Annotated in this window: 25 protein-coding genes; 15 read left to right on the top strand and 10 right to left on the bottom strand. The window is 33.7% G+C overall.

Going from position 1 to position 25722, the window contains the following annotated elements:
* Positions 1-208: 208 nt before the first annotated feature.
* The 10 genes from rpiB (at position 209) to NLM59_RS05860 (ending at position 8447) form a co-directional block, all read left to right on the top strand.
* Positions 209-640 (top strand): ribose 5-phosphate isomerase B, encoded by a 432-nt coding sequence (rpiB, locus tag NLM59_RS05905; RefSeq protein ID WP_304416827.1) that lies wholly within the window; start codon positions 209-211, stop codon positions 638-640.
* A gap of 374 nt (positions 641-1014) precedes the next feature.
* On the top strand, positions 1015-3165 hold the full coding sequence (gene rnr, locus NLM59_RS05900; protein ID WP_304416826.1) for a ribonuclease R: 2151 nt from the start codon (positions 1015-1017) through the stop codon (positions 3163-3165).
* A 148-nt stretch (positions 3166-3313) separates the two neighbouring features.
* Complete coding sequence (locus NLM59_RS05895) at positions 3314-3571, top strand: superinfection immunity protein (RefSeq protein ID WP_304416825.1); 258 nt, start codon at positions 3314-3316, stop codon at positions 3569-3571.
* Between the two features lie 176 nt (positions 3572-3747).
* Positions 3748-4188, top strand: a complete 441-nt coding sequence (locus NLM59_RS05890) for an RrF2 family transcriptional regulator (RefSeq protein ID WP_304416824.1) — start codon at positions 3748-3750, stop codon at positions 4186-4188.
* A 57-nt stretch (positions 4189-4245) separates the two neighbouring features.
* Complete coding sequence (locus NLM59_RS05885) at positions 4246-4623, top strand: group III truncated hemoglobin (RefSeq protein WP_304416823.1); 378 nt, start codon at positions 4246-4248, stop codon at positions 4621-4623.
* A gap of 18 nt (positions 4624-4641) precedes the next feature.
* On the top strand, positions 4642-4986 hold the full coding sequence (locus NLM59_RS05880) for a cupin domain-containing protein (RefSeq protein ID WP_304416822.1): 345 nt from the start codon (positions 4642-4644) through the stop codon (positions 4984-4986).
* A 72-nt stretch (positions 4987-5058) separates the two neighbouring features.
* Positions 5059-5787, top strand: coding sequence for an iron-sulfur cluster repair di-iron protein (gene ric / locus NLM59_RS05875; RefSeq protein ID WP_304416821.1), 729 nt, complete (start codon positions 5059-5061; stop codon positions 5785-5787).
* Between the two features lie 54 nt (positions 5788-5841).
* Positions 5842-6297, top strand: coding sequence for a hemerythrin domain-containing protein (locus NLM59_RS05870; RefSeq protein ID WP_304416820.1), 456 nt, complete (start codon positions 5842-5844; stop codon positions 6295-6297).
* A complete protein-coding gene (locus tag NLM59_RS05865) occupies positions 6281-7471 on the top strand; it encodes a hypothetical protein (RefSeq protein WP_304416819.1) in 1191 nt (396 codons plus the stop codon). Before NLM59_RS05870 ends, NLM59_RS05865 begins: the two co-directional genes overlap by 17 nt.
* Positions 7472-7517: 46 nt before the next feature.
* Complete coding sequence (locus NLM59_RS05860) at positions 7518-8447, top strand: UDP-3-O-(3-hydroxymyristoyl)glucosamine N-acyltransferase (RefSeq protein WP_304416818.1); 930 nt, start codon at positions 7518-7520, stop codon at positions 8445-8447.
* Positions 8448-8536: 89 nt separating this feature from the next.
* Here the strand turns inward: NLM59_RS05860 and NLM59_RS05855 are convergent, their stop codons facing one another.
* Both NLM59_RS05855 and NLM59_RS05850 read right to left on the bottom strand, forming a co-directional pair.
* Positions 8537-9874: a PQQ-dependent sugar dehydrogenase gene (locus NLM59_RS05855; protein WP_304416817.1), complete on the bottom strand. Its 1338-nt coding sequence runs from the start codon at positions 9872-9874 to the stop codon at positions 8537-8539.
* Positions 9875-9978: 104 nt separating this feature from the next.
* A complete protein-coding gene (locus NLM59_RS05850; RefSeq protein WP_304416816.1) occupies positions 9979-10914 on the bottom strand; it encodes an alpha/beta hydrolase in 936 nt (311 codons plus the stop codon).
* Between the two features lie 238 nt (positions 10915-11152).
* Here NLM59_RS05850 and recJ point away from each other — a divergent pair, with 238 nt between their 5' ends.
* A complete protein-coding gene (recJ, locus tag NLM59_RS05845) occupies positions 11153-12859 on the top strand; it encodes a single-stranded-DNA-specific exonuclease RecJ (protein WP_304416815.1) in 1707 nt (568 codons plus the stop codon).
* Between the two features lie 29 nt (positions 12860-12888).
* On the opposite strand, the gene NLM59_RS05840 is transcribed toward recJ, so the two are convergent.
* Both NLM59_RS05840 and rimK read right to left on the bottom strand, forming a co-directional pair.
* Complete coding sequence (locus tag NLM59_RS05840) at positions 12889-13854, bottom strand: succinylglutamate desuccinylase/aspartoacylase family protein (protein WP_304416814.1); 966 nt, start codon at positions 13852-13854, stop codon at positions 12889-12891.
* 2 nt (positions 13855-13856) lie between these two features.
* Positions 13857-14774, bottom strand: coding sequence for a 30S ribosomal protein S6--L-glutamate ligase (gene rimK / locus NLM59_RS05835; protein WP_304416813.1), 918 nt, complete (start codon positions 14772-14774; stop codon positions 13857-13859).
* Positions 14775-14909: 135 nt separating this feature from the next.
* On the opposite strand from rimK, the gene NLM59_RS05830 reads away from it, so the two are divergent.
* Positions 14910-15119, top strand: a complete 210-nt coding sequence (locus tag NLM59_RS05830) for a hypothetical protein (RefSeq protein ID WP_304416812.1) — start codon at positions 14910-14912, stop codon at positions 15117-15119.
* Positions 15120-15177: 58 nt separating this feature from the next.
* Positions 15178-15573 carry a DUF6146 family protein gene (locus tag NLM59_RS05825; protein ID WP_304416811.1) on the top strand — a complete coding sequence of 132 codons (396 nt, stop codon included), beginning with the start codon at positions 15178-15180 and terminating at the stop codon, positions 15571-15573.
* Between the two features lie 76 nt (positions 15574-15649).
* On the opposite strand, the gene purM is transcribed toward NLM59_RS05825, so the two are convergent.
* The 3 genes from purM to NLM59_RS05810 all read right to left on the bottom strand — a co-directional run bounded on the left by purM (position 15650) and on the right by NLM59_RS05810 (position 19835).
* Positions 15650-16645, bottom strand: a complete 996-nt coding sequence (gene purM, locus NLM59_RS05820) for a phosphoribosylformylglycinamidine cyclo-ligase (protein WP_304416810.1) — start codon at positions 16643-16645, stop codon at positions 15650-15652.
* A 111-nt stretch (positions 16646-16756) separates the two neighbouring features.
* Positions 16757-18961, bottom strand: a complete 2205-nt coding sequence (locus NLM59_RS05815; RefSeq protein WP_304416809.1) for an FUSC family protein — start codon at positions 18959-18961, stop codon at positions 16757-16759.
* A 55-nt stretch (positions 18962-19016) separates the two neighbouring features.
* Entirely contained in the window at positions 19017-19835 is an 819-nt protein-coding gene (locus NLM59_RS05810; RefSeq protein ID WP_304416808.1) for a hypothetical protein, read from the bottom strand.
* Positions 19836-19925: 90 nt separating this feature from the next.
* Between NLM59_RS05810 and aroC the strand changes: the two genes are divergently transcribed.
* Entirely contained in the window at positions 19926-20984 is a 1059-nt protein-coding gene (aroC, locus tag NLM59_RS05805) for a chorismate synthase (protein ID WP_304416807.1), read from the top strand.
* Positions 20985-21054: 70 nt separating this feature from the next.
* Here the strand turns inward: aroC and fbp are convergent, their stop codons facing one another.
* Positions 21055-22119, bottom strand: a complete 1065-nt coding sequence (fbp, locus tag NLM59_RS05800; RefSeq protein ID WP_304416806.1) for a class 1 fructose-bisphosphatase — start codon at positions 22117-22119, stop codon at positions 21055-21057.
* A 110-nt stretch (positions 22120-22229) separates the two neighbouring features.
* Here fbp and NLM59_RS05795 point away from each other — a divergent pair, with 110 nt between their 5' ends.
* Positions 22230-22667 (top strand): type II 3-dehydroquinate dehydratase, encoded by a 438-nt coding sequence (locus NLM59_RS05795; RefSeq protein WP_304416805.1) that lies wholly within the window; start codon positions 22230-22232, stop codon positions 22665-22667.
* 20 nt (positions 22668-22687) lie between these two features.
* Here NLM59_RS05795 and NLM59_RS05790 read toward each other — a convergent pair whose 3' ends face one another.
* On the bottom strand, positions 22688-24265 hold the full coding sequence (locus NLM59_RS05790) for a TrkH family potassium uptake protein (protein WP_304416804.1): 1578 nt from the start codon (positions 24263-24265) through the stop codon (positions 22688-22690).
* 3 nt (positions 24266-24268) lie between these two features.
* A complete protein-coding gene (trkA, locus tag NLM59_RS05785; RefSeq protein ID WP_304416803.1) occupies positions 24269-25630 on the bottom strand; it encodes a Trk system potassium transporter TrkA in 1362 nt (453 codons plus the stop codon).
* Between the last annotated feature and the right edge of the window lie 92 nt (positions 25631-25722).

Below are 25722 nucleotides of genomic sequence, written 5' to 3'. Positions count from 1 at the left end.
ATCTTCCCAATAGAAATCAATAAGAAAATTTGCTTTGAATTACTTAATTTTGACATTAATATTATTTCTGGATTAATCAAGGAAAAGCTTTTAAAAGCTATGAACACTTATTCAATTTCTATTAACAATTTGTTTACATAAGAATTCCCTTGATGTTCAGATGAATACATAAATTTAGCATTTAAGCTTGTTGAAAACTATAAAAAACATGAAAATAGCAATTGGAGCAGATCACGCAGGATTTGAATTAAAAGAGAAAATTAAACAGTTATTAACATCAAAAAGTATTGAGGTTAAGGATTTTGGGACACATTCAACAGAGAGTGTTGATTATCCAGATTACGCACATCCAACGGCAAATGCTGTTGAAAACAAAGATGCTGACCTTGGTATTTTATTATGCGGAAGCGGAAATGGAATTGCTATGGCGGCAAATAAACATCAAAACATTCGTGCAGCTATTTGCTGGACTACAGAATTAGCAGAATTGGCTCGCCAACATAACAATGCTAATATTTTGGTGCTTCCGGCGCGATTTATTTCAGAAGAATTAGGTTTAAATATCGTTGAAGCCTATTTAAATACAGAATTTGAAGGTGGTAGACACCAAAGAAGAGTAGATAAAATAGCTTGTTCATAACGAGCTATTTTATTTAAAAATTTCTCTTTGAACATATTTGGTGTTAGCTAAATTGAGTTTAAATTATAGTCTAATATTAAAATCATCTGCATAAATGTTAAAATTGGTATGGTTTTAAAGGCTATTAAAGGAATAATTTTCTGCTATCCTATATATAGGTATTAAAAATATGCCTTTTGGAAGAGAAAATTAATACAATACAGTGGTTAAAAACTGTATTATATAATATAAAAAATACAAGGTTGTCAGGAATTCTTTCATCGAATAGAATTTGTTATTAATATTGTTAATAAGTACGTAATTTACTTAAATTCAATATTTTAAAACTAAGAAGTTATTAACTTTTACTGCTAAACCACAGAGAAATAATACACATGTCAAAGAAGAAAAAGTTTATAAAAACTCCAAACGAGCAAGGATATAAACAAACAGCGCACAAAATTTTGCGTTATATGCTTAAGTATCCTAGCAAACAATTAAATCATAAGCAATTGGCTTCTGGTTTACAATTCAGAAATTCTAAACAGAAAGATCATTTAATCAAAGTTTTATCAAAACTAGCCTCTAAAAATCAGTTGATTGAGGTAAGTCCAGGTAAATTTAAATTAAATGTTGAAAAAAACTCTGTAGTGGGTGTAATCGATTTTACCACCTCGGGCGCAGCCTACGTGAATGTAGAAGGATTCGATCAAGATATTTACATACCTAAAGGTCAGTCAAAAAATGCACTTCAGAATGATTTAGTTCAGTTAATTATTCACGATAATTCGGGAAAAAAGAAAGAAGGAAGCATTCTAGAGGTAATTCAGCGCAATAGAACTCAATATGTAGGTATTTTAGAATTATCTAAAGATGGACATTATGGTTTTGTTAATGTAGATCAGACCTCATTGCATGTTGATATCTATGTAAGTTCTAAAAATCTTGCGGGAGCGCAAAATGGCGACAAAGTAGTAGCCGAAGTAATCGATTGGCCAGAAGATGCAGATTCACCTTTTGGAAAGATTATCGATGTTTTGGGTACGCCAGGAGATCACGAAGTAGAGATTCATGCGATTCTAGCCGAATATGGTTTGCCTTCTAAATTCCCAGAGGAAGTGGAAGCAGAAGCAGCACAACTAGATACCAGCATTAAACCAGAAGAAATTAAACGTCGTCGTGATATGCGCGATGTTCCTACACTAACCATTGATCCTGCAGATGCAAAGGATTTTGATGATGCACTTTCTATACAAAAATTAGAAAATGGAAATTGGGAAATTGGTGTTCATATTGCCGATGTGGCACATTATGTTCAGCCAGGTTCATTAATCGACCAAGAAGCGCATGAGCGCGCAACCTCTGTTTATTTAGTAGATAGAGTGGTTCCGATGTTACCAGAAATTTTGAGTAATGAAGCTTGTTCATTAAGACCTAACGAAGAGAAATACACATTCTCAGCTGTTTTTGAAATGGATGATAATGCTAATATTGTTAATAACTGGTTTGGTCGCACAGTTACGTATTCAGATAAGAGAATGGCCTACGAAGATGCGCAAGACATTATAGAAGGTAAGGACGGCGACATGAAAGATGAGGTTTTAACCTTAAATAGATTAGCCAAAATTTTACGTCAGTGCAGATTAGAGAATGGTGCTATTAGCTTTGATAAAGTTGAGGTGAAATTCAAATTAGATGATAAAGGAAATCCTTTAGGAGTTTACTTTAAAGAAAGTAAGGAAGCCAATCATTTGATTGAGGAATTCATGTTACTAGCCAATAAGAAGGTTTCTGAATTTGTAAGTTTAAACAAAAAAGGAAAAGAAACAGATCGAACCTTTATATATAGGATTCACGATGATCCAAATCCAGATAAATTATTAAGTCTTAAACAATTTATTAAGCAGTTTGGTTATGGATTAAATCTAGGTGATAGAAAGGAAACCACTGATTCTATTAACAACTTGTTGAAAGAAGTAAAAGGTAAAGGCGAAGAAAACATGGTAGAAACGCTTGCGATGAGAACCATGTCTAAAGCGATTTATTCAACAGAGAATATTGGGCATTATGGACTTGCTTTCGATTACTATAGTCACTTTACGTCGCCTATTCGTCGTTATCCTGATATTATGGCACACAGATTACTTCAGCATTATCTAGATGGCGGGAAATCACCGAATCCAGAGCCGTACGAAGAAGATTGTGAATATAGTTCACAACGTGAGCGTTTGGCGGCAGATGCAGAACGAGATAGCATCAAATTTATGCAGGTAAAATATCTAGAAGATCAAGTTGGCGAAGAATTCCATGGTTTGATTTCTGGTGTAACCGAGTGGGGAATCTACATAGAGTTGCCAGATTCTAGAGCAGAAGGTTTGGTGAAATTAAGAAATATTAGAGACGATCATTACGTCTTTGATCATACTAATTACTCTATTGTTGGGCAAAGAACCAAGAAAGAATATCGATTAGGAGATGCTGTTAAGGTTAAGTTAGTAAATGCTGATTTAATGAAAAAACAGTTAGATTTTGAATTAATCGGTTAATATTAGAAAATTATAAAATTTATAAGCGTTCAACCATGTTGAGCGCTTTTTTTGTTTTAATCCATTTATTATAGCTTGACTCTAAAAATTTAACTTCAATATTTAAGATAATTTAATATATTGTAATGGAATTCAAAACCTTATAATCATGGAGCTTATAGATTCAAATGTTTTTTCATTGATGTTAGCCTTCTTACTTATTGGAATTGCCATTTTTATGTATTTCCTACCGGCTATCATTGGTTTTTATAAAAATAAGCATAATAAGTTGGCTATTTTTGCTTTAAACACCTTGGTAGGTTGGTCTGTCGTAGGTTGGATTATTTCTTTAGTATGGGCTCTGTCTAGTGACGTAAAACCTCAAAATATTTATATAAACTATCCCCCAGATTCAACTACAAAATAAATTACAAGCTTAAGGCTGAAAATGTAGCTAAAGCTTTATTTAAATACACTAAGTATAGTTCAGAGATACAGATTTAATTTATAGATATTCTACCTTTAAGGACTCATATGTACAAAATCCAACAAAAATCAGTCTATTTAAGATAGAATTATCTTTATTTAAATTATCTTTGCAACATGTTTTCAAAAGCCTGTGAATACGGAATACGCGCAAGTATATTTATTGCGACCAAATCAATGAATTCAGAGAGAGTTCGTTTGCGCGATGTTGCTCAAGAAATAGAAACACCAGAAGCATTTACGGCCAAAATAATGCAAGATTTGGCACGATGTGGTATTGTTAATTCTATTAAAGGACCCAAAGGTGGTTTCGAAATTGATCCAGGTAAATTAGAAAGCATTAAACTAAAAGATATTGTGGTAGCCATAGATGGAAATCAAATATTTACAGGTTGTGGATTAGGTCTTAAAAAATGTAATGCCGAAAAGCCTTGTCCGATTCATAATAAATTTGCTAAAATTAGAAATGGTTTAGGTAAGATGTTGAGCGAAACCAGTTTAGCTCGTTTAGCAGAACAAGTTGAAGACGGATCAGCCTATCTTAAAACCTTTAAATGATATATATCTTATGGTTTAATTTTAATATTAAAATATAAAAAGATAAATTTGTCTTAAATGAGAGAGATTCAAAACATAGAAGATATTAAGTTGATGGTAGATTCTTTCTACGCAAAAGTTCGACAAGACGATTTAATCGGGCCTATTTTCGACGAGAAAATCCAAGATCGTTGGCCAGAGCATTTAGAAAAAATGTACACATTTTGGGAAACTGTGTTATTAAGAAAACACACCTATTTTGGAAGTCCATTTCCACCACATGCTAAATTGCCTGTTGATAAAGAGCATTTTGAACGTTGGCTAGAGCTATTTATGAAAAATCTAGACGAACATTTTACAGGCGAAAAAGCTGAGGAAGCTTATTGGAGAGCAGAAAAAATGGCTAATATGTTCAATTACAAGATTAATTATATCCGCGAGAATAATCTTTTTTAAAAATTTAAAATTAAATATATGAGTATCATTGCATCACTGGTTGATAGCCTAGAATATAAGGAAGATAAGCCGACGATTAAGTTACTTTTGGACACAGAATTCACAAAAGAGATTAGAATAGCTTTCAAGAAAGATCACATCATGAAAGAACATACCGCACCTTTGCCTATTGTGGTTGAAATCTTTGAAGGTAATATTGATTTCGGTGTTGAAGGCGAAGTTTTAAAACTTAAAAAAGGTGATTTAATAACATTGGGAGCAAAAGTTCCTCATGATTTAAAGGCAACTGAGGATAGTATCGTTCGATTAACATTATGTAAGAATGATCAATTGACTCGAGTTGAGAAAGTGACAGAAGATTAAAACTTAAAAAGAAGAAAAAAAAAAATTTAAATATAAATAAGATAAAATTGTCTTAAATAAAAATTACCTATTATGGAAACATTAAATAAAAAAACCATCGGTGAATATGTGGCTGAAGATTTTAGAACAGCCGCGGTTTTCAAAAAGAATAAAATTGACTTTTGCTGTAGAGGAAATCGTTCGTTAGAAGAAGTTTGTGAAAAAGAAGGAATTGATTATGAATTGATTTCTAAAGAATTAGAAGCATCTATTCAATCGAATACCAATAATTCTATAGATTTCAACACTTGGCCATTGGATTTGTTAGCGGATTATGTTGAAAAGACGCACCATAGATACGTGGAAGAAAAATCTGTTATTATTCAACAGTTTTTATCCAAATTGGTTAAGGTGCATGGAGGAAATCATCCGGAATTATTCGAAATCCATCAGATTTTTAATTCTGTGGCTCAAGGCTTAGCGGCTCACATGAAAAAAGAAGAATTGATTTTGTTCCCGTTCATTAGAAAAATGGTGAAAGCTCAAATGAGTAATGAAAAGCTTCCACAAGCGCATTTTGGATCGGTAGAAAATCCTATCGACATGATGGAGCACGAACATACAGAAGAGGGCGATAAATTGCGCAGATTAGCTGAATTGGCCAATGAATATCAACCGCCAGCAGATGCTTGTAATACCTATCGCGTTACTTTTGCCATGCTAGACGAGTTCGAGCAAGATTTGCATAAGCACATTCATTTAGAAAACAATATTTTGTTTCCAAAATCTATTGAATTAGAAAAAGTGTTAGCTAAGAATTAAACTCAAAATTGAGTAGGAATTTTTAATTCAAACCTGAGTTTATATCTTTATCCTATGGCAAAACCAATCAAAAGATTTGAAGAATTACAAGGCGTGAGTAGAGAACATCATCACGCCTTGTTACTTTCTTGGAAAATAAATCAAGGAATTAAAAAAGATGTAGATCCAGAGCGTATTCAAAAATATGTGCATTGGTTTAGAGAGGAACATCTAAAACCACACTTTGAAATTGAAGAAAAATGGATTTTCCCGGTTCTAGGAGAGAATCATGTTATGATAAAGCGCGCTTTACAAGAACATAAAAGATTAATGGATTTGTCGTTAAATGCAAGTGATCACCATGATTTACAAATATTTTCTGATGAATTAAAAGAGCATGTGCGATTTGAGGAGAGGGAATTGTTCCAAGAGGTTCAGAAATTAGCTACCGACGAGGAATTAAAACTCATTCAAGAGCATCATAAAGAGGAAGAATTTTGTGAAAGATCAGAGGATGAATTCTGGAAATAAAAAAGATTTATTTTTTGGCTTTTCTTCAGCGTTTTTTTACTTATTTCTTGTTGGAATTTTAGGTTTATTAATGCGAAGCTCCGAATGGATAATGCTGCCACTTCCATTCAAAAACATTTTACATGCACATTCTCACACAGCTCTATTAGGCTGGGCATTTGTGATGGTAATAACAGGAATTCTAAATTATTTTCCATTAAAATGGAAAGCTTTGAAAGCTATAAAAATTGCTTTTAGTATTTCTATCATAGGCATGTTCATATCCTTTCTTTACCAATCTTATGGAGCGATAAGTATCACATTTTCAACCATGTTTGTATTATTAGCCTATATTTTATTAAAGAAATTATTGAATGAAATTCCTAAAGAAGGCTTTGATAATACGTTTTTAAGACGTGGAATCATTTATTTTTACTTCTCCACGGTCGGAATTTGGCTTTTAGGTCCCACCTCAGCCATATTAGGAAAATCACACTGGCTTTATGATGCGGGAATTCAATTTTTTCTTCATTTTCAAATCAATGGATTCTTGTTATATGCTGCTTTAGGTTTAATTTTCAAACAAATTCCTAAAGAATATCATCCCAAAGATTGGGCAACACATTTCTTAGATACAGGACTCTTATTAGGTACGGCACTTATTGCATTTTGGGTTTCAAACAACCTTTTTTTCTATCTTATCAACCTAATAAGTATTATATGTTTATTTATTGGTTTTATTCCTGTTATTCAAAGTATTAGAAAATTTGTAAAGAATTCTAAGCCTAAAAATGCTTGGATTTTATCTTGCATCATGCTTGGTCTAGTAGGAAAATTAATAGGTCATCTTATTAATTTAAATTATGATTTTACAGAAGCATTAAGATTTAACCGCGAATTAGTTATCGCTTATATGCATTTAATCTTGATTGGAGTGGTGAGTTTAGGTTTAATTTGGAATGCTCTAAGTTTATTTAGCTGGAAATTAGATAAGTTATTTAAGGTTGGAATAATCACTTTTGCAACAGGATTTTATATCACAGAAATCATTTTAGTATTACAAGGATTTAGAATTGCAGGTTTAAATGCAACTTCTTCTATTTTATGGCTGTTTTCTGCAATTATGCTTTTGGGTATTTTGGTGATGCTAGGATCCTTTATTTTACTTTCAAGAAAAAACTTAGGTTACAAATAGATATTTCAAAAACTTGTATCTTTAGCGCCCATTAATTTTATCAAATATGCGTTTTTCTCGACCACAAACATTAAAACAAATCGCGGACTTAATCCAAGCGGATTATATTGGAAATGAAGATTTTCCTGTTTTGGGAATCAACGAAATTCATCGTGTTGAAGCCGGTGATATTGTCTTTGTTGACCATCCAAAATATTATGACAAAGCTTTGGAGAGTGCTGCAACTATTGTTTTAATTAATAAAGATGTGCCTTGTCCAGAAAATAAAGCATTGTTGATAAGTGACGATCCATTTAGAGATTTCGTGAAAATTGGTCAGCATTTTATGCCATCCACACCAACTACAGAATTAGTTGCTGCTGATGCTAAAATTGGCGAAGGAACCCATATTTCACCTAATGTAAATATCGGTGCTGAGGTTGTGATTGGTGATAATTGCTACATTCACCCCAATGTGGTGATTGGCGAAAGAACGCAAATTGGAAATAATGTAATTATTCACTCGGGAACCGTATTGGGTGGTGATGCATTTTATTACAAAAAACGCGAAACTGGTTTTGATAAGTTAAAATCTGTTGGAGATATTATCATTGAAGATAATGTTGAAATAGGCGCAAACTGTACGATTGACAGAGGTGTTACTGCTTCTACTATCATTGGCGAAGGAACCAAAATGGACAACCAAATTCAAATTGGACACGACACTATCATTGGTAAAATGTGTTTAATCGCTTCTCAAGTGGGTGTAGCTGGTTGTTGCATCATAGAAGACGAAGTAACGCTTTGGGGACAAGTAGGTGTCACTAGTGGTGTAACTATCGGTAAAAAGGCTGTAATTAGCGCTAAATCGGGTGTTTCTAAATCATTAGAAGGCGGAAAACTATATATGGGATCTCCTGCCGAAGAAGGTAAAGCAGCTTATAAGAAATATGTTTTATTAAATCGCTTACCAGAATTATTTAAGAAAGGAAGCTAAATTCTTTTAATATTCTAGGACGAAGTGTTGGGGCTGGTTTAAAACTTATTATACCAGGCAGGCGTGTTTACTTCATAATTTTGAGCATCTTATTTTTTAATCATCTTAAAGGAATAAGACAATTTATCAGCTTCAATTTGAATTAAATAAACACCTGTTAATAAGTCTTTTATATTGATTTTATTATCGTTAAAGCGCTGGATAGATTTTAGAAATCGTCCTTGAGCATCATAAATGGATACTTTCTTAATATGCTCAAATCCATCTATTTGAACAAAATCGGAAGCCGGATTTGGTGTGATTTTTAGGTTTTTCTGTTTAGGTTCAAAAATGTTTAAATTACTTCCTTTAATTCTATATAATTTACCACTTCCTACGGCATATAATTCTTTGTTAGCATCTTCACCAAATGCTGTAAAATTAGCTGAAGCCGTTCCAGTAAGCCATTCTAAAGTGTTGTCTTGATTTATCACCCCAATCTCCTGCGAACAATAATCAGCAAAGAAATATTTCCCTTGCAAAGCAGGATAATCTTCGCCTCTATAAACGTGGCCGCCCGTAATAGAGCATCTTCCATTAGAATGAGAATAGGTCGCCACAGGAAATATCATGCTATCGGCCGAAGCACACTGAGATGAGTTATAAACATTGTTTCCTTCATAGCATCTCCATCCGTAATTTAACCCTGCAGCATCCGAAGCTTGACGGTTGATTTCTTCAATTTCATATTGTCCTACATCTGCAATCCATATTTCGTTAGTTGTGCTGTCAAAAGAGAATTTCCAAGGATTTCTCACGCCATAAGCCCAAATTTCATCAAGACCTTCCTCACCTACAAATGGATTATCCTCTGGGATAGTATAAATAGCTGCATTCACATCTATTCTTAGTATTTTTCCTAATAAAGAGTTTTTATTTTGAGCATTATTCTGTGGATCTCCACCACTTCCGCCATCACCTGTTGCTATGTATAGATAACCATCTGGACTAAAATGCATATTCCCTCCATTATGATTAGAATAAGGCTGATCGATGTTTAAAATAACCTCCCCAGTTGGGTTGGCCATATTTGGATTATCACTCACCGTATAGCGAGCTATGGTCGTATTTCCTTGTAAATTGGTATAATTCACATAAAATTGACCATTTTCGTTATAATTCGGAGAAAAAGCAAGACCTAATAAACCACGTTCACCTTGGGCTTGAGTTAGCGAACTAATATCTAAAAACACTTGACTTTCCATCTGACCATCAGCATTATAAATCTTAATCTTCCCCGCTTGTTCGCATATAAATAATCTCTCATCACCCGCATGAGTTATATTAACAGGAAAAGATAGCCCAGAAGCTAAAAGCTCGAGCTCTACCTCTTGGGAACAGGAAATACTACAGAATAATAAAATAAAAATATATAAAATGCTCTTCATGTTGGTCTTTTCAACCAAATTACGATTTTTTAAAGCATAATTATATGTTTTAATTAAATAAAATCAATAAAAATTATATTATAAATAAAACTTAAAAGCTAAATTTAAGTGTTTTTGAAAGTAGTATTTAGCCAGTCAAACATTTGTTTTAAGGCACTTTCTCTTACTTTCTTGCTAGATAGAAATATATCATGCACTGCATTTTCTATTTCCATTAAACTGACATGTGGACCAAGCTCTGCACCTACTCTTTTAATATCTTCTACATTCAAAACAGTATCCTTGTTTTTTGCCTCTTCGGTGTATTTAGAATATTTAGCCGAACCATTAGAATACATCACCAAAACAGGAATATCTATGCTAGCTTCCAAGAGCTTTTGTTGTGCTTCGTTTATAGCCAATATCCAAGCAAAATAAGTAGGAAAACCTTCAATAGGCTTCCAATCTAGGCTAAAGTCCCATTCGCCATAATAATCTTTGTGGATACTCTCGGCATAAGCTGGAGAAAGAGCACCACTTACTTTTGCATAATCAAATGGAGCAGCCATTACTTTTGCTGCGAAAACAATCAATGATTTTTGAAAATCGCCATAATTAAAGTCAAAAAAAGGTGAATTAAGAATAAGTCCTTTCACTAAACCTTTTTCTTCGCCTTCGATCATATAATTACTCGTTATCAAACCACCCGTAGAATGTCCCATCAGATATACATCGTGATTACTTTTCTCATAAATCTGACGAAGAGCGAGACTTATTTCCTCGTAATATTCACTTAAACTTTTGCAGTAATTCGGGTGTTGATGTTCTAAAAGAGATCTTCCATATTTTCTTAAATCTAGCGCATAAAAGTCATAATCTTGCTCATTAAATGCTTTTCCCAAATGAGCTTGAAAAAAATAATCAACGTAGCCATGGATATAGAGTACCGCCTTTCTGTTGTCTTGATTTAAATCAGAACTAATCAGAGTAGCAACAACTTCACCTTCATAATCCGGTTCTAATTGAATTTGGGTACTTGTATAATTTTCGAGGATATCCATGTTGTTTATAAAAGATAAATAGAAGAAAGTTTTATGATAAATAATCGGACTTTAATTGATAAAATCCTTTAGAAAATATCATCCTAACAAAGATAGGATTTTCGATATAAACTCAGATTATAGAAAATTAGGGCTATCCACGGATGAGCTATGTTAAAATTAAAACTGTAGTACTCCTCAATAATGAAGATAATTTTGTAATTTCACAAACTCAATCAAAACTAAATCTAGCTAAAAAATGTCGAGTCGTTGGTTAATAAAACCTGTGCCTGATGAAGATATTGTAAAAAAACTTCAGGATGAAATCAATGCCCCAAAGGCATTGGCTCAAATTCTTGTGCAACGCGACATTACTGATTTCGAGAGTGCTAAGAAATTCTTCAGACCTCAACTTTCTGAATTACACGATCCGTATCTCATGAAAGATATGGACAAAGCTGTTCAGCGTATTAAAACTGCTATCGAAAATCAAGAGAATATCATGGTTTATGGTGACTATGATGTAGATGGTACGACTTCTGTGGCGTTAATGTATGGTTTCATTAAATCTATTTATTCTAACGTAACTTATTATATTCCAGATAGATATTTAGAAGGTTATGGAATTAGTAAAACAGGAATAGATTACGCTGCAGACAATGGGATTAATTTGATTGTTGCTTTAGACTGTGGTGTAAAAGCGGTTGAAAAAGTAGATTATGCTAATGAACTCAATGTAGATTTCGTTATTTGTGATCACCATTTACCAGGAGATACATTACCTAAAGCTGTGGCAGTTTTAGATCCAAAAAGAAAGGACTGCGAGTATCCGTATAAAGGATTGAGTGGTTGTGGGGTTGGTTTTAAATTAATTCAGGCTTTAGCCAAGGAATTCGATATTTCAGACCAAGAATTATTTACTTATTTAGATTTGGTTGCTGTGAGTATTGCAGCGGATATTGTTCCTATTAACGGAGAAAATAGAATTTTGGCTCATTATGGTTTAGAAATCATAAATACTAAGCCTAGATTGGGTTTAAAGATGCTTATACCTAATGAAATTGCTGGTTATATCAATATTTCTAGGATTGTTTTCTCAGTGGCTCCTAAAATTAATGCAGCTGGTAGAATTAAACATGCTACAGATGCGGTTAAGCTTTTAATGGCAGAAAACGAACTAACTGCAAGAGCTTATATGAGTGAAATCAATTCTCTCAATACCCAAAGAAAAGATTTAGATGCAGAAATTACAGATTCAGCCTTAAATCAGATTATTGAAAACAATGAAGAGGATAAATACTCTACGGTGGTTTATAATCCAAATTGGCACAAAGGAGTAATTGGAATTGTGGCTTCTCGTTTAACTGAAGTTTATTATCGTCCAACAGTTGTTTTTACCAAGGGAGAAGATGGTTATTTGGTTGCTTCTGCACGTTCTGTTCGAGAATTTGACGTACATGAAGCTTTGTCTGAGTGTTCAGATTTATTAGATCGTTTTGGTGGGCATATGTATGCAGCAGGTTTAACCATGAACGAGGTGAATCTTCCTAATTTTAAAAGAAAATTTGAGCAAATTGTAAAACGAAATATTTTACAAACACAGCGTACGCCAACCGTTGAAATTGATACAGAACTGAGTTTCTCAGAAATTACACCAAAATTTGTTAGAATTTTAAAGCAATTTCAGCCTTTTGGACCAGGTAATATGACACCACAATTTATTACGCGCGATGTTAAATCAGGAGGTCATGAACGACAAATGGGACGCGAAAAAGAACATTTAAAACTTAATGTATTCCAACCTGGAGTTAGACAGGTATTTACAGCGATAGGCTTTGGTTTTGGTGACTTATTTAAAAGAGTTAAAAACGAACCATTTGATATGGTTTTTACTATTGAAGAAAATATTTGGCAAGGAAAATCTCATCTTCAATTGAATATTAAAGATATCAGGTTTAAAGACTGAGTTTGAATTTAGTTTTTAAAACTTAAGATCTATTTATTACAACCTATTAAGCTATCTACAAAACCTAAATGTAGTAAAGCATCTCCTTTGTTTACAACAGCTTGATTATTTATAGCTACCACATATCCTGCTTTTTCAGCACGAATTTCAGATCTAAAATCGCCATAAGGACTTGTAATATATCCTAAAAGCTGATTTTCTTCTACAAATGATCCATTTTGAACCGCATGTATCCACATTCCAGAATCTGGACAGCGATACCAAGTTTTATCGGTAATAAACACGCTCGATAAACATGGTTCTGGTATTTTTTGAGACATACCAAAATTGTGTAAAAATCGATGAGCACAATTTACCCCTTCGTTTACGGCATATCGATCAAATCTAAGGCTTTCGCCACCTTCATAAACCAAAATCTTCTTACCTTTTTCATAAGCTGCCATTCTAAAAGTTCCTGGAATCATGCCCGATTCAATGATAAAAGGTGCATGTGTACTTTCGGACAATTTTCTAATCTCTGGATCAGAAAAATCTCCACGAATTTGAGGATAATTGGTTCTTTGTGAACCTCCAGTATGAAAATCAATACCATAATCGATGTATGGGACGATATGTTGCATTACTGTATAGGCAACTTTAGAAGCCAATGAGCCGTTTTCATAACCTGGGAATGAGCGATTTACATCTTTTCCATCGGGAACATAACGAGAGAAATGAATAAATCCATACACATTGATAATCGGAACGCATAAAACCATTCCTCTAGATACATGGTTTAAGTCTGAATCAAGGATTCTTCTTACAATTTCTACCCCATTAATCTCATCTCCGTGCATTCCCGCTGAAAACAAAATACTTGGGCCTGGTTCTTCAGCTCTGTAAACATATAGGGGAATATCGATAACCGTTCGTGTGGGTAAGTGTGCGACATTCAAGTATATGATCGTTTCCTTTCCTGGTAAAATAGGTGTATCTAATATTCTAATTTCCTCCATGTTTATCCGTTAATTCTATTGATTTTGGTTTTGGATTGATTTTTAGCTCCGTGTTCCACAAATTTAATGATCGATTCGGCAATATTTACTCCAGTAGCCGCTTCTATTCCTTCTAATCCTGGTGATGAATTGACCTCTAACACCAATGGACCTCTATCAGATCGGATTAAATCTACACCTGCCACTTGAAGCCCCATAGCTTTACATGCTTGTAAAGCAACAAATCTTTCTTCCTTAGAAAGTTTGGCTTGGGTAGCTGTACCTCCACGATGAAGATTAGACCTGAAATCGCCGTCTTTTCCTTCTCTTACCATTGCTCCAACAACTTTATTGTTGACAATAAGAACGCGTAAATCTTTTCCGCCAGCTTCTTTTATGTATTCCTGTACCATGATTTTTGCGTGTAAAGAATGCATCGCTTGAATCACAGAAATAGCAGCCATTTTGGTTTCTAGCAACATCACGCCTACACCCTGTGTCCCTTCTAAAACTTTTACCACAATCGGAGCACCTCCTACAAATTCAAGAATTTCTTCGGCTTCTAACGAAGAGTTCATATTGGTATAAAAAGTCTTTGGAAAATCAATGGATTCACGTGATAATAGCTGCATTGAGCGAAGTTTATCGCGGGAACGTAAAAGTGCGTTTGAATTTAAAGCTGTAAAAACATTCATCATCTCAAATTGACGAATAACAGCTGAGCCATAATGTGTAATAGATGATCCAATTCTAGGAATTATAGCATCTACACGCTCCAATTTATGTTTAACAACATGAATATTGGGTTCGTTTTTTTCCATGACCAAATTGCACTTAAGTGGGTCGACAACAACTACTTTGTGACCTCTGTTTTTGGCTTCCTCTATCAATCTAGAGGTAGAATAGATATAACTAGAACGAGATAAAATCGCTATCTTCATAGATACTTTAAATAAGAAGTTAAAGGTATGATATAAACTTGAAAATAATAAGTTATATCAGAATTTGAACTTTTTTTCTAAATAATTACTTCGCGTTCAAATAAATTTGTATTTTTGAACCTTAATTCAAGCATTATGGATCAGTTTTTAGGATTTGTATTTTTCTTAACTATGGCAGTTAGTGGTTTTTGGTGTCTAACATTCCTTATTGGAATTATTCCTTATTGGTTAGGACCAGGATTAGCAGAAACTAGAGGTAAAATCAATGCGGATGTTGATCCAGAGACTGTAAGGTCTAAAAAACTATACGAACAAGAAGGAGTAGAAGTACTTTATCAAAAATAATATTTACACGATTTAGTGTAATTAATTGAATTCTCGTAACTTGTAGAAAATATAAGTTATGAGAATTCTTTTTTTATGTCTATTCGTAATGGGATTCTTAGGATCCTGTGCGACCCAAAAAACCTCTTCTGTTGATAAGCAAGAATTAAGTTTTGAAGAAAACGAAGAGGGAGATTATGATATTATAGTCTTCGACAATCAGTATGAATATTATCTTAATGCGATTGCTAAGCCTATAAATTACTACTCAGAAAGCTATCTTAAAGCCAAGAATATTATTTATGTCAACGAGTGGAACTCTCGTCATTCTCAGCCTATGCGTTATGACCCGAATCTGTATGAAGTAAATATAGATTATCGTCAACAAACTGAATATGGGCATGAATTCGAGTATAAACTCTATAATTTCTTCAAGTTTATTGAATGGAAATATAAGGTCAAACTAGATAGATAAGCTAAAAAGTAACAAAATAAAAAGAGAGAATTTCACATGAAATTCTCTCTTTCTTTTATATCGAATGAATAAGTTATTAAACTAATTCAATCTCTTTATCACTCTTGACAATACTACCGATTTCATAAGCTTCCTCTCCTAAATCTATTAGTTTTGCTAAGGTAGTATCAACTTTTTCCTGTGGAACCACTACAACCATTCCTACACCCATATTGAAAGTACCGAACATTTCATCCTGAGAAATATTAGCTCTTTTTTGTAGTTCTTGCATGATTTCAGGAACACGAATTTCTGATTTCTTGATATTTGCTCCTAGACCTTTTGGTAAGATTCTCGGAACATTTTCAATTAATCCACCTCCTGTGATATGTGCAATTCCATGTAATTCAACTTCTTCAATTAAACCAAGAATGGTTTTACCATATAATTTAGTTGGCTCTAGAAGTGTTTCGTACATTGGTTTATCATTCCAAGTTTCGTGGAAATCTGTAAATACCTTTCTAATTAAAGAGAAACCATTACTATGGAAACCACTTGATGGAATCGCAATAATAGCATCACCTTCTTTGATTTTGCTACCATCTATAATTTCATCTTTTTCAACAATTCCTACACAAAAACCAGCTACATCGTAGTCACCGATTTGGTACATTCCTGGCATTTCTGCAGTTTCGCCACCAATCAATGAAGTCCCTGTTTCTTTACAAGCTTTTGCAATTCCACCTACGATTTCTGCAGCAACATCACTGTCTAATTTACCGCAAGCTAAATAGTCTAAAAAGAAAAGAGGTTTTGCTCCGTGACATAGAATATCATTGGCACACATGGCAAAACAATCAATACCAACAGTATCATATTTCTTAACGTCTAAGGCAATTCTTAGCTTTGTTCCAACACCATCGGTACCGCTAACTAGGACTGGATTATTATATTTTCCAAGTTCGTAGAATGCACCAAAACTTCCAATTCCGTTTAATACATTGGGAGAATGAGTAGCTGCAACTACATCTTTAATTTTGCTAACAGTTTCGTAACCCTCTTCTTTGTTAACGCCAGCATCGCTATATTTCATGGAGTGTTTTTTATCAGAATTCATAGTGCATAAAATTAATCAATTAAGTTGTGCTGAAAAAAACTAATCTAATTTATTTTAATCAACACAATCATTTTGTTATAAACAGGCTTAAGAAGCATTAAAATTCAATTTATTAGTGACTTCTACCAGTTTTCTAGAAAGATCGTAAAGCCAGTTTAAATCCTCTTTTATGTGCTTTACTTCTTGCATTTCTAATCGAAATTGCTCCGTAATTTTTAAATTTCCTTCGGCTAGTTCTTGATCTCTTCTTTTCTCAATTTCTTTCCAATATTCTGCAATTTGAAAATCTTGTGCAACTTGAGCTTCTGGGTTTATAGAAGTATCATGATTTAAACTTCTTTGAATAATGTCTAGTTTATCAGAAATTACCTCCATAGACTGCTTAAATTCATTTTTAATTTGAGCACTATGATGATTTTGAATATAACTTCCCAAACTTGCTAAGCCCGATAAAAAGTTTTGGTTTAAAACTAACCAATCATAATAAATCTTGGCGTTATTTTGTTTGGATTTTGGATCTTGAGTAAACCTTTGAAAGGCTGCATTTAGCTCACCTGAAGCGGCAAATGACTTCTTACGGCTCAATCTATAATTGATATCCGAATCCGGATTACAATAGAAATGTGTAATCTCTTCCATGTATTTTTGATTTGCCTGTAGCGTGTCAATCATTGTAGATCTTAAGGTTTTAAACTCCCAATAAGGTAAAATGGTATAAGCTACCACCGTACTAACCACAGCTCCAATAAAGGTGTCGATTAATCTAAATTGAATCACGCCCCACTGATCGGGTAGAATTAAGAAGAATGCGAAAATTACATTAAGTGTTATCGCTGTTGCAGCCCAAAAATAACTTCGGTTGATAAGTGAGAAACCAAATATCATACTGGTTAAGGCGATGCTTAGATAGACATAAAAATTGTTGGTAATCAGAACAATTCCTATTGAAATCAATACTCCAACAATGGTTCCTAGAACTCGTTGAATCGATCTTTGCTTGGTTAAACCATAACTAGGACGCATGATTACAACTACTGTAAGCATAATCCAATAAGGATTTTCAACATTTAGTAATAAGCCCAAAAAGTAACCACCTACCATAGAAACGGTCAGTCGAATACTATGACGTAAAATAGGCGAAGAAAGCTGAAAACTCTCCTTAAATCCTTGAAGCGTATACTCTTCTGAGCTTACAAACTTTTCGCGATAAACCTCTAAAATCGGTTGTAGTTCCTTATTCTTTCTACTTTGTAGTAAGTGCTGAACATTGGCAATTTTAGCGGTCTGTCTTTCTAAGTAATCTTTATAATTTAAAAGTGCTAAAGAAATTGCTCTCACTTTTATAATGTCATGAGACTCGGCAAATTCTTGAATTTTTTGACTAAAATCCTCTCTAGTTGGAGAATTTTCTCTGGTGAAATTAATGGGTTTATCTGTTCTCAGGAAAAGCTCCATTTTTTTAAGCCAAACATATTGTTGGTGCAATTCATCCTGAAACTCCTTGAAAAGTTCTTCATTCCAATTGGGATGTTGTCTTAGAGAATAAACATCAATAGGATTTGCCATTGTTAATTCAGCAATATCTATTAGCTCCACCAACATCAGCATCTGTCTATTTCGGGTCTTAGAAGCACCACCTAAAAGCTCGTTAGTAAATAATAATTCTCTTAAACTTTCTTGCTTTTCTGTTATCTGTTGATGCAGATCTAAACGCTTAGATTCATCTACTTTTTGATTTAGTTGATTTCTTTCCCACTGCAGATGAATGAAATTGGCATTTAAAGCAATTAATTCGGCTAATTTTTCATTCACCTGGCGCTTTTTAGTTAGAAAATGAAAAAGCGTACTCATGATGATATACCCCACACCACCAATGCACATAAGAAGCACGTGCTCCAAGGTTCCTGGTCCATCGTAACGTTGAACCATACTAAGCACAACACCCATTAAACCTGAAAAAGCAAGCATATTGGCTCTGTGACCAAATACACCTAAGTAGGAGATGAAAAATACCAAAACGGCAATTCCAATAAATAACAATAGTGTGTTACCAATAATAAAACTGATAAGAAGAAAACTGAGTGAATTCATAAGAATACTCAATCCCATGGTGAAAACTCGCTTTCGAATATCACCTTGTAAGTCACAAAACGAGGTTAATAAAACTCCGATCGTAACTGCTGGAATAGCATCAACATTCCCAGAAAAATAAGTAATTAAGCCAAAAACTAATACGGTGAACGCCATTAGAACACCGCGACTAAAGTCATAACTTAGTAAATAGCTTTTCATTTAATTTTAAACTTAAAACTTATAATTATAAAGTTTTTATTTTTATTAATGGCAATTATTTTTGTGTAAACTCAATTACAATCGGAGATTTATCAGCCGATAAATATTCATAAGAAAGCTTATTTCCATCAAAATAACCGATGAGACTGTTTCCTGAATTTTTCATTGAATTTCCTAAATAAACATGGTAAACACCCTTTTTAGAACTTGGGTAAAAATGAGCTACCATGTGTTTTTTATCTTCATTCAATAAAACAAATTCACCGTTTTGTAAATTAGATTTAAAATAGGTTTTCCCTTCGAGGATGTAAACCCCATTTACAGGCATATTGTTGATTTCTAAATCATTAGCGTCTAATTTGTTAGAATATTTTTTAAATAGCTCAGTACCAGGATGCTCTGTTTTTGTTTCAGTTTTAATCACAACTTCTTTAGTTTCCTCTTCGCGATAAGTTGGAATTTGAGCTTGTTGTTTTTTTATACTTGCTACAGCATTGTTTAATGCATCTTTATAACCTTCTTCAAACTCTTTTACTTTCGATTCACCTTCGAATTTGTATAAAACAGTATCGTTACAATCGGTAAAACTTAATAAAACTTTATTACTGAAAGTAGATGAAACTTGGTCTAAATCTGCCGCTAAAACCAAACATGGATTTAATTTAGCTTCTTCTGGCCAGAACTTTTTGGCATCTGATAAAATCTTATAATCCTTTTGTGTAAGCAATAGGCGTAAATAATTATTCAATTGATATTGGTTGGCACTAAATCCACTAAAGTTAGATGGAATGCTAATGTATTTATAGTCTGAAACTTCTTGCGCCTGACCAAATGTTAGAATAAAACCTAGTAAGAGTGCTAATGTAGTTTTCATAGTAATATATTTTGTGTAAAGATATTGAATGTAACCTTGTTAATGTGTTTTAGAGAGATATAATTATCAAAGTTTGATTACATTTGTTTTATGTCGAATACAATCGGAAAGTTATTTCAGCTTACAAGTTTTGGAGAAAGCCATGGTAAGGCCATCGGCGGAATTATAACAGGTTGCCCAGCCGGAATTGCCTTGGATTTTGATAAAATTCAACATGAATTAGATCGTAGAAAACCAGGTCAATCCAATATTGTAACCCAACGAAAAGAAGACGATGAGGTTGAGTTTTTAAGTGGAATTTTCGAGGGTAAAACGACTGGAATGCCGATCGGATTTCAGATTGAAAACCAAAATCAGAAATCAAAAGATTATTCACATATCAAAGATGTTTACCGTCCATCTCATGCTGATTTTACTTATGATAAAAAGTATGGCCATAGGGATTATAGAGGCGGAGGAAGAACTTCTGCTCGTGAAACAGCCAATTGGGTTGTAGCTGGTGCTATCGCCAAGCAAATAATACCTGAAATTGAAATTAACGCTTATGTGTCTTCTGTAGGAGATTTATTTTTAGAGAAACCTTATCAAGCATTAGATTTTAGTAAAACAGATGAAAATGTAGTTCGGTGTCCAGACGATGAGGTAGCCGAACAAATGATTCAAAAAATTAAGGATACTAGAAAACAAGGTGACACGATTGGTGGTACGATTACTTGTGTTGTTAAGAATGTTCCGGTTGGCTTGGGTGAGCCTATTTTTGATAAACTACACGCACGCCTGGCGTTTGCTATGATGAGTATTAATGCTGTAAAGGGATTTGAGTATGGCAGTGGTTTTTGTGGTGCCAAAATGAATGGATCAGAGCATAATGATCTTTTTAATGAAGATGGTAGTACAAAAAGTAATTTATCGGGTGGAATTCAAGGAGGAATTTCTAATGGAATGGATATTTATTTCAGAGTTGCCTTTAAACCTGTTGCGACTTTAATGCAAACTCAACCAACGATAGACAAGGACGGCAATGTGGTAGAAATGCAAGGGAAAGGAAGGCATGACGCCTGTGTTGTTCCGCGTGCTGTACCTATTGTTGAAGCTTTGGCTGCTATGGTTTTAGCTGATTTTAGTTTGTTAAATAAAACTCATTCTTAAAATATAAATCAATAAAAAAGTCCTTAACTCTCATTAAGGACTTTGAAATTTTTTACAGTTAAATAATATCTTATTTAGCTTGATTCATTACTTTTTCTTTTAGATCAACATAGTCAATTTTATCATCTGGATATTCTGCCATCATTTCTTCGACTTTGTTTACCATATTTTCTGAACCACAGAAGAAAGGAACACGTTGATGTAATTCACATGGATCTATATCCATAATTCTTTGGTATCCGTCTGTAGCTTTTCCACCTGCTTGTTCACAGATATAAGCCATTGGGTTACACTCATACAATAAACGTAATTTACCATACTTATGATTTGTTCCAGAAGGATAGATGTAAATTCCTCCTTTTAACATATTTCTATGGAAATCAGATACTAAAGAACCAATATATCTAGAAGTATAAGGTCGATCTCCTTCTGATTTTTGACAATATTTTAAATAATCCTTCACTCCTTGTGGGAAATGAACATAGTTTCCTTCGTTGATAGAATAAATATTACCATCCTTAGGGAAAGTCATATTTGGGTGAGAAAGGTAGAAAATACCTAAAGATGGATCCAAAGTAAATCCATTCACACCATTTCCTGTAGTATAAACCAACATAGTAGATAAACCATAAACTACATAACCCGCAGCTACTTGCTTATTTCCTGGTTGTAAGAAATCCTCTATTGTAACAGGAGTTCCATCGGGTGTAACTCTTCTATAAATTGAGAAAATAGTTCCTACTGTTACGTTTACGTCGGCATTAGAAGACCCATCTAGTGGATCGATTAATACAACGTATTTACTTAAATGACTGTTAGCTTTAGATTCAACTGGAATAAAGAATTCATTTTCTTCTGATGCGATTCCACAAACAACTTCTCTTTGCGTTAACGCCTTAATAAATGTATCATTTGCGAAAACATCTAATTTCTTTTGTGCTTCGCCTTGCACATTATCTTCCCCGACATCACCTAAGATGTCCTCAACCAAACCATTCTTGTTAACTTGTTGATTAACAACCTTAGTAGCCAACCTAATGGAACTCAGCAATCTAGAAAGCTCACCGGTCGAATATTTAAAATCTTCTTGATTGTCAATAATAAACTCCCCTAGGGTTTGATACGCATTTGCCATAATACTCTGATTAGTTATCCCAAATTTATGATTATTTTTGATGTAATAATAGTTTTGGCAGATGTCTTTAAACTATTTTCACTTCAATATAACTTTATTTCACTTAGTGTATGAATAACAAGATACAGATTATAAACGGCCCCAATTTGAATTTGCTTGGAAAAAGAGAGCCTGATATCTACGGCAACAAAAACTTTGATGATTATTATCAGGAGCTAGTTGAACTGTATCCAAATCTCATTTTAAATTATTTTCAATCTAACCACGAAGGAAGTATTATCGACAAATTACAAGATGTGGGATTCAGATACGACGGAATAATTTTGAATGCTGGTGCATTTACACATTATTCTTATGCTATTGCCGATACTTTGAGAGCCATTTCAACACCAGTGGTAGAGGTGCATATTTCTGATATCAATTCGAGAGAGGATTTTAGAAAAATTTCTGTCACTAAAGAGCATTGTATTGATATGATTACAGGTAAAGGCTTAGATGGCTATCGTATGGCGGTTGATGTACTTTTAAAAAGAATTAATCAGCACTAATTAGCCAAATTAAAATCGAATTACTTTCTCCAAAAAACGGGTGTTAATAAGATTAAAATAGTGAATAATTCTAATCGCCCTAGTAGCATTAAAAAGGAAGTAAACCACTTGGCTGCATCGGCCATATCCGCAAAATTATTTACTGGACTATATTTTCCAAATGCTGGTCCTACATTTCCTAATGATGAAGCAGTTACACTTAAAGATGAAATTACTTGATCATAATCGGGATTAATATTGGTGTCTAATAAAGCCATGATGATAGAGCCAAAAATAAAAATTAGCATATAAATCATAAAAAAGGCAAGTACATTAAATACAATCTTAAGCGGTACAGCTTTTTCATTATAACGAACTGGTATAATGGCACTTGGGTGAATTAATCTTTTAAATTCACTATAACTATTTTTAATTAAGATTAAATGTCGAATGATTTTAACCCCACCCGATGTCGATCCTGCCATTCCTCCAGAAAATAACAAAGCAAAGAATATAACGGTTAGAAATGGTGTCCATTGAGTGAAATCGGCTGAAACAAATCCGGTAGTTGTAATTACAGAAACTACGCTAAACAAGGAATGTCTAAAAGCTGATTCTAATTCGAAATATTGTTCTCCAAATGGTGTTATACTCACTCCAGGATGTGTAATGGTCGTGTGCGAAGGTTGACCATAAAAATGAACTACTAAGGTTGAAATTATCGTAATAACTACCACCAAACTGAGATAGAATATATATTCTTGGTTTTTGAGCACTTTTTTGAAAAGTCCTTTAAAAATATAATAGTTCAAAACAAAACTAGTTCCCGCAATGAACATAAATAGGATGACGATATATTGCAATATGGGAGTGTCGTTCCAATAGGCCATACTCGCATTTTTGGTGGAGAATCCACCTGTGGAAAGCGTGCTCATTGCATGATTGATAGCGTCAAACCAATTCATACCAAAAACCTTTAACAGAATCGCTTGTGCAAAGGTTAGGAGTAAGTAAATTACCCAAAGTTTTTTAGCGGTATCGGTTATCCTAGGATGCAATTTATCAGCTGTAACTCCAGGAGCTTCGGCCACGAAAAGCTGCATTCCACCAATTCCTAAGAGAGGAAGAATAGCAATCGTTAAAACGATAATTCCCATTCCGCCAATCCAATGCGTTAAACTTCGCCAGAACAGCAGACCCTTGGGCATGATTTCAATATCGTTTAATATAGATGCACCTGTTGTGGTATATCCAGACATGGTTTCAAACAGGGCATTGGTCAAGTCCATTTGATTTGCTTGCTGAGCGGCCTCAGATAACTGTGGAATCGTAAGAATATATGGTAAAGTTCCAAACAAGGCCATCCCAATCCAACCCACTCCAACAATTAAATAACCTTCCCTTTTAGCAACATTTTTTTTAGCATTTCGGGTGGTTATGAACATGCTTAATCCAGTTATAAATGTAATAAGACCTGCAATAGCAAGTCCTTTATAAGCCGGTTCGTCATAGTATAAACTAACCGGAACACATAAAAACATAAAGAATGAGTTCAGTAGTAGAAGTGTTCCTAATAAATTAAGAATGATGGGATAATTAGTTTTCTTTAAAACTGGCATAAATTAAGTTTCAAAATATTCTTCTACCTTGTTGATACTATCTGGCTGAGAAAATACAACCACCTTATCAAAGGGTAGAATAACAAAATCTTTGGTTGGAATATATCCTTTATTATTCCTAACAATTCCTCCAACTATCGCCTGTTTTGGGAATTTGAGCGAACCAATTTTCTTATTACAAATCTTGGCACCTTCGTCTACCCTAAACTCCAAAACCTCAGCTTGTAAATCATATAAGTTGGTAACATCCAATACTTTTCCTTTTCTAATATGTTTAAAAATGGCATTGGCAGTCATTAATTTTTTGTTGATAAATCCATTAATTCCAATCACTTGACTCAAGTGAATGTAATCTGTGTTTTCAACAAGTGCAATGGTTTTTTTAACGCCTTTGGATTTGGCCAAAAGACAAGCCATGATATTGGTTTCGGATCGACCAGTAACTGCTATAAAAGCATCAATTTCTGAGATTCCCTCTTCTTCTAATAAATCTGAATCTCTCCCATCTCCGTTTAAAATTAAAATATCGTGAAATTCATCGGCCAAGTCATAAGCACGATCCCTATCTCGCTCAATAATCTTTACATCATGATTACTTTTCTTAAGTAAACGAGCTGTTTTAGTACCAATTCTACCGCCTCCTAAAACCATTACATCTGCTAGTCGATGATGGGATTTTCCTGATATTTTGTGAATTATTTCTTTGGCTGACTGCAAGGCAATGAAATAGACATGATCATCCATTTTATAAACTGTATCGCCTCTAGGAATTATGGTTTCATAGGTACCACCATCGGAGCGAATGATAAATATGGGAAGAAAATTAATGTCATCCCCATATGCTTCAGCAACTTCTTTTACAGTTTTATTTATTACACTTGAATTGTGCTCTAAAATAATACCTAATAGGTTTAAAGCTCCATTTTCGAAGGAATGAATCTCATTAAAAACAGACTCTTCTATCAAGTTTAAAATCTCATTGGCCGCCAATTGTTCCGGAGAAATCAACATATCGATTCCTGCGCGTTGCATCGCCAGCATATTCGATCTTTCTAAATATTCTGGATTCGTTACCCTAGCGATTACTTTCTTGCATCCTGATTTTTTGGCAATTAATGCCGACATCAAATTGGTATTCTGTAGTTGAGTAACCGCAATAAAAATATCTGAATCACTAATCCCAACTTCTTTCAAAGTTTTGAAAGAAGTACAATCACCTCGATGCGTTAAAACATCAATCTGTGATTCAATTTTTTCTAATTTATCTTTATCTAAGTCTACAACAACAATATTGAGCGACTCATTAGATAATAATTTCGCTAAATGAAAACCTACTTCACCTGCTCCTGCTATTATAATTTTCATGGATAAATTAGACTATTTATAATGCAAGGTAGAAAAATCATTAATTCTATTGCAGAATATTATTAGAAACTACTAACATTAATTTCAAAAAA

The sequence above is a fragment of the Profundicola chukchiensis genome (genome assembly GCF_029664245.1).
In the GTDB taxonomy this organism is placed as follows: domain Bacteria; phylum Bacteroidota; class Bacteroidia; order Flavobacteriales; family Weeksellaceae; genus Profundicola; species Profundicola chukchiensis.
The sequence above is the reverse complement of the archived record's forward strand: the minus strand, read 5'-3'. Positions and strand labels throughout refer to the sequence as shown.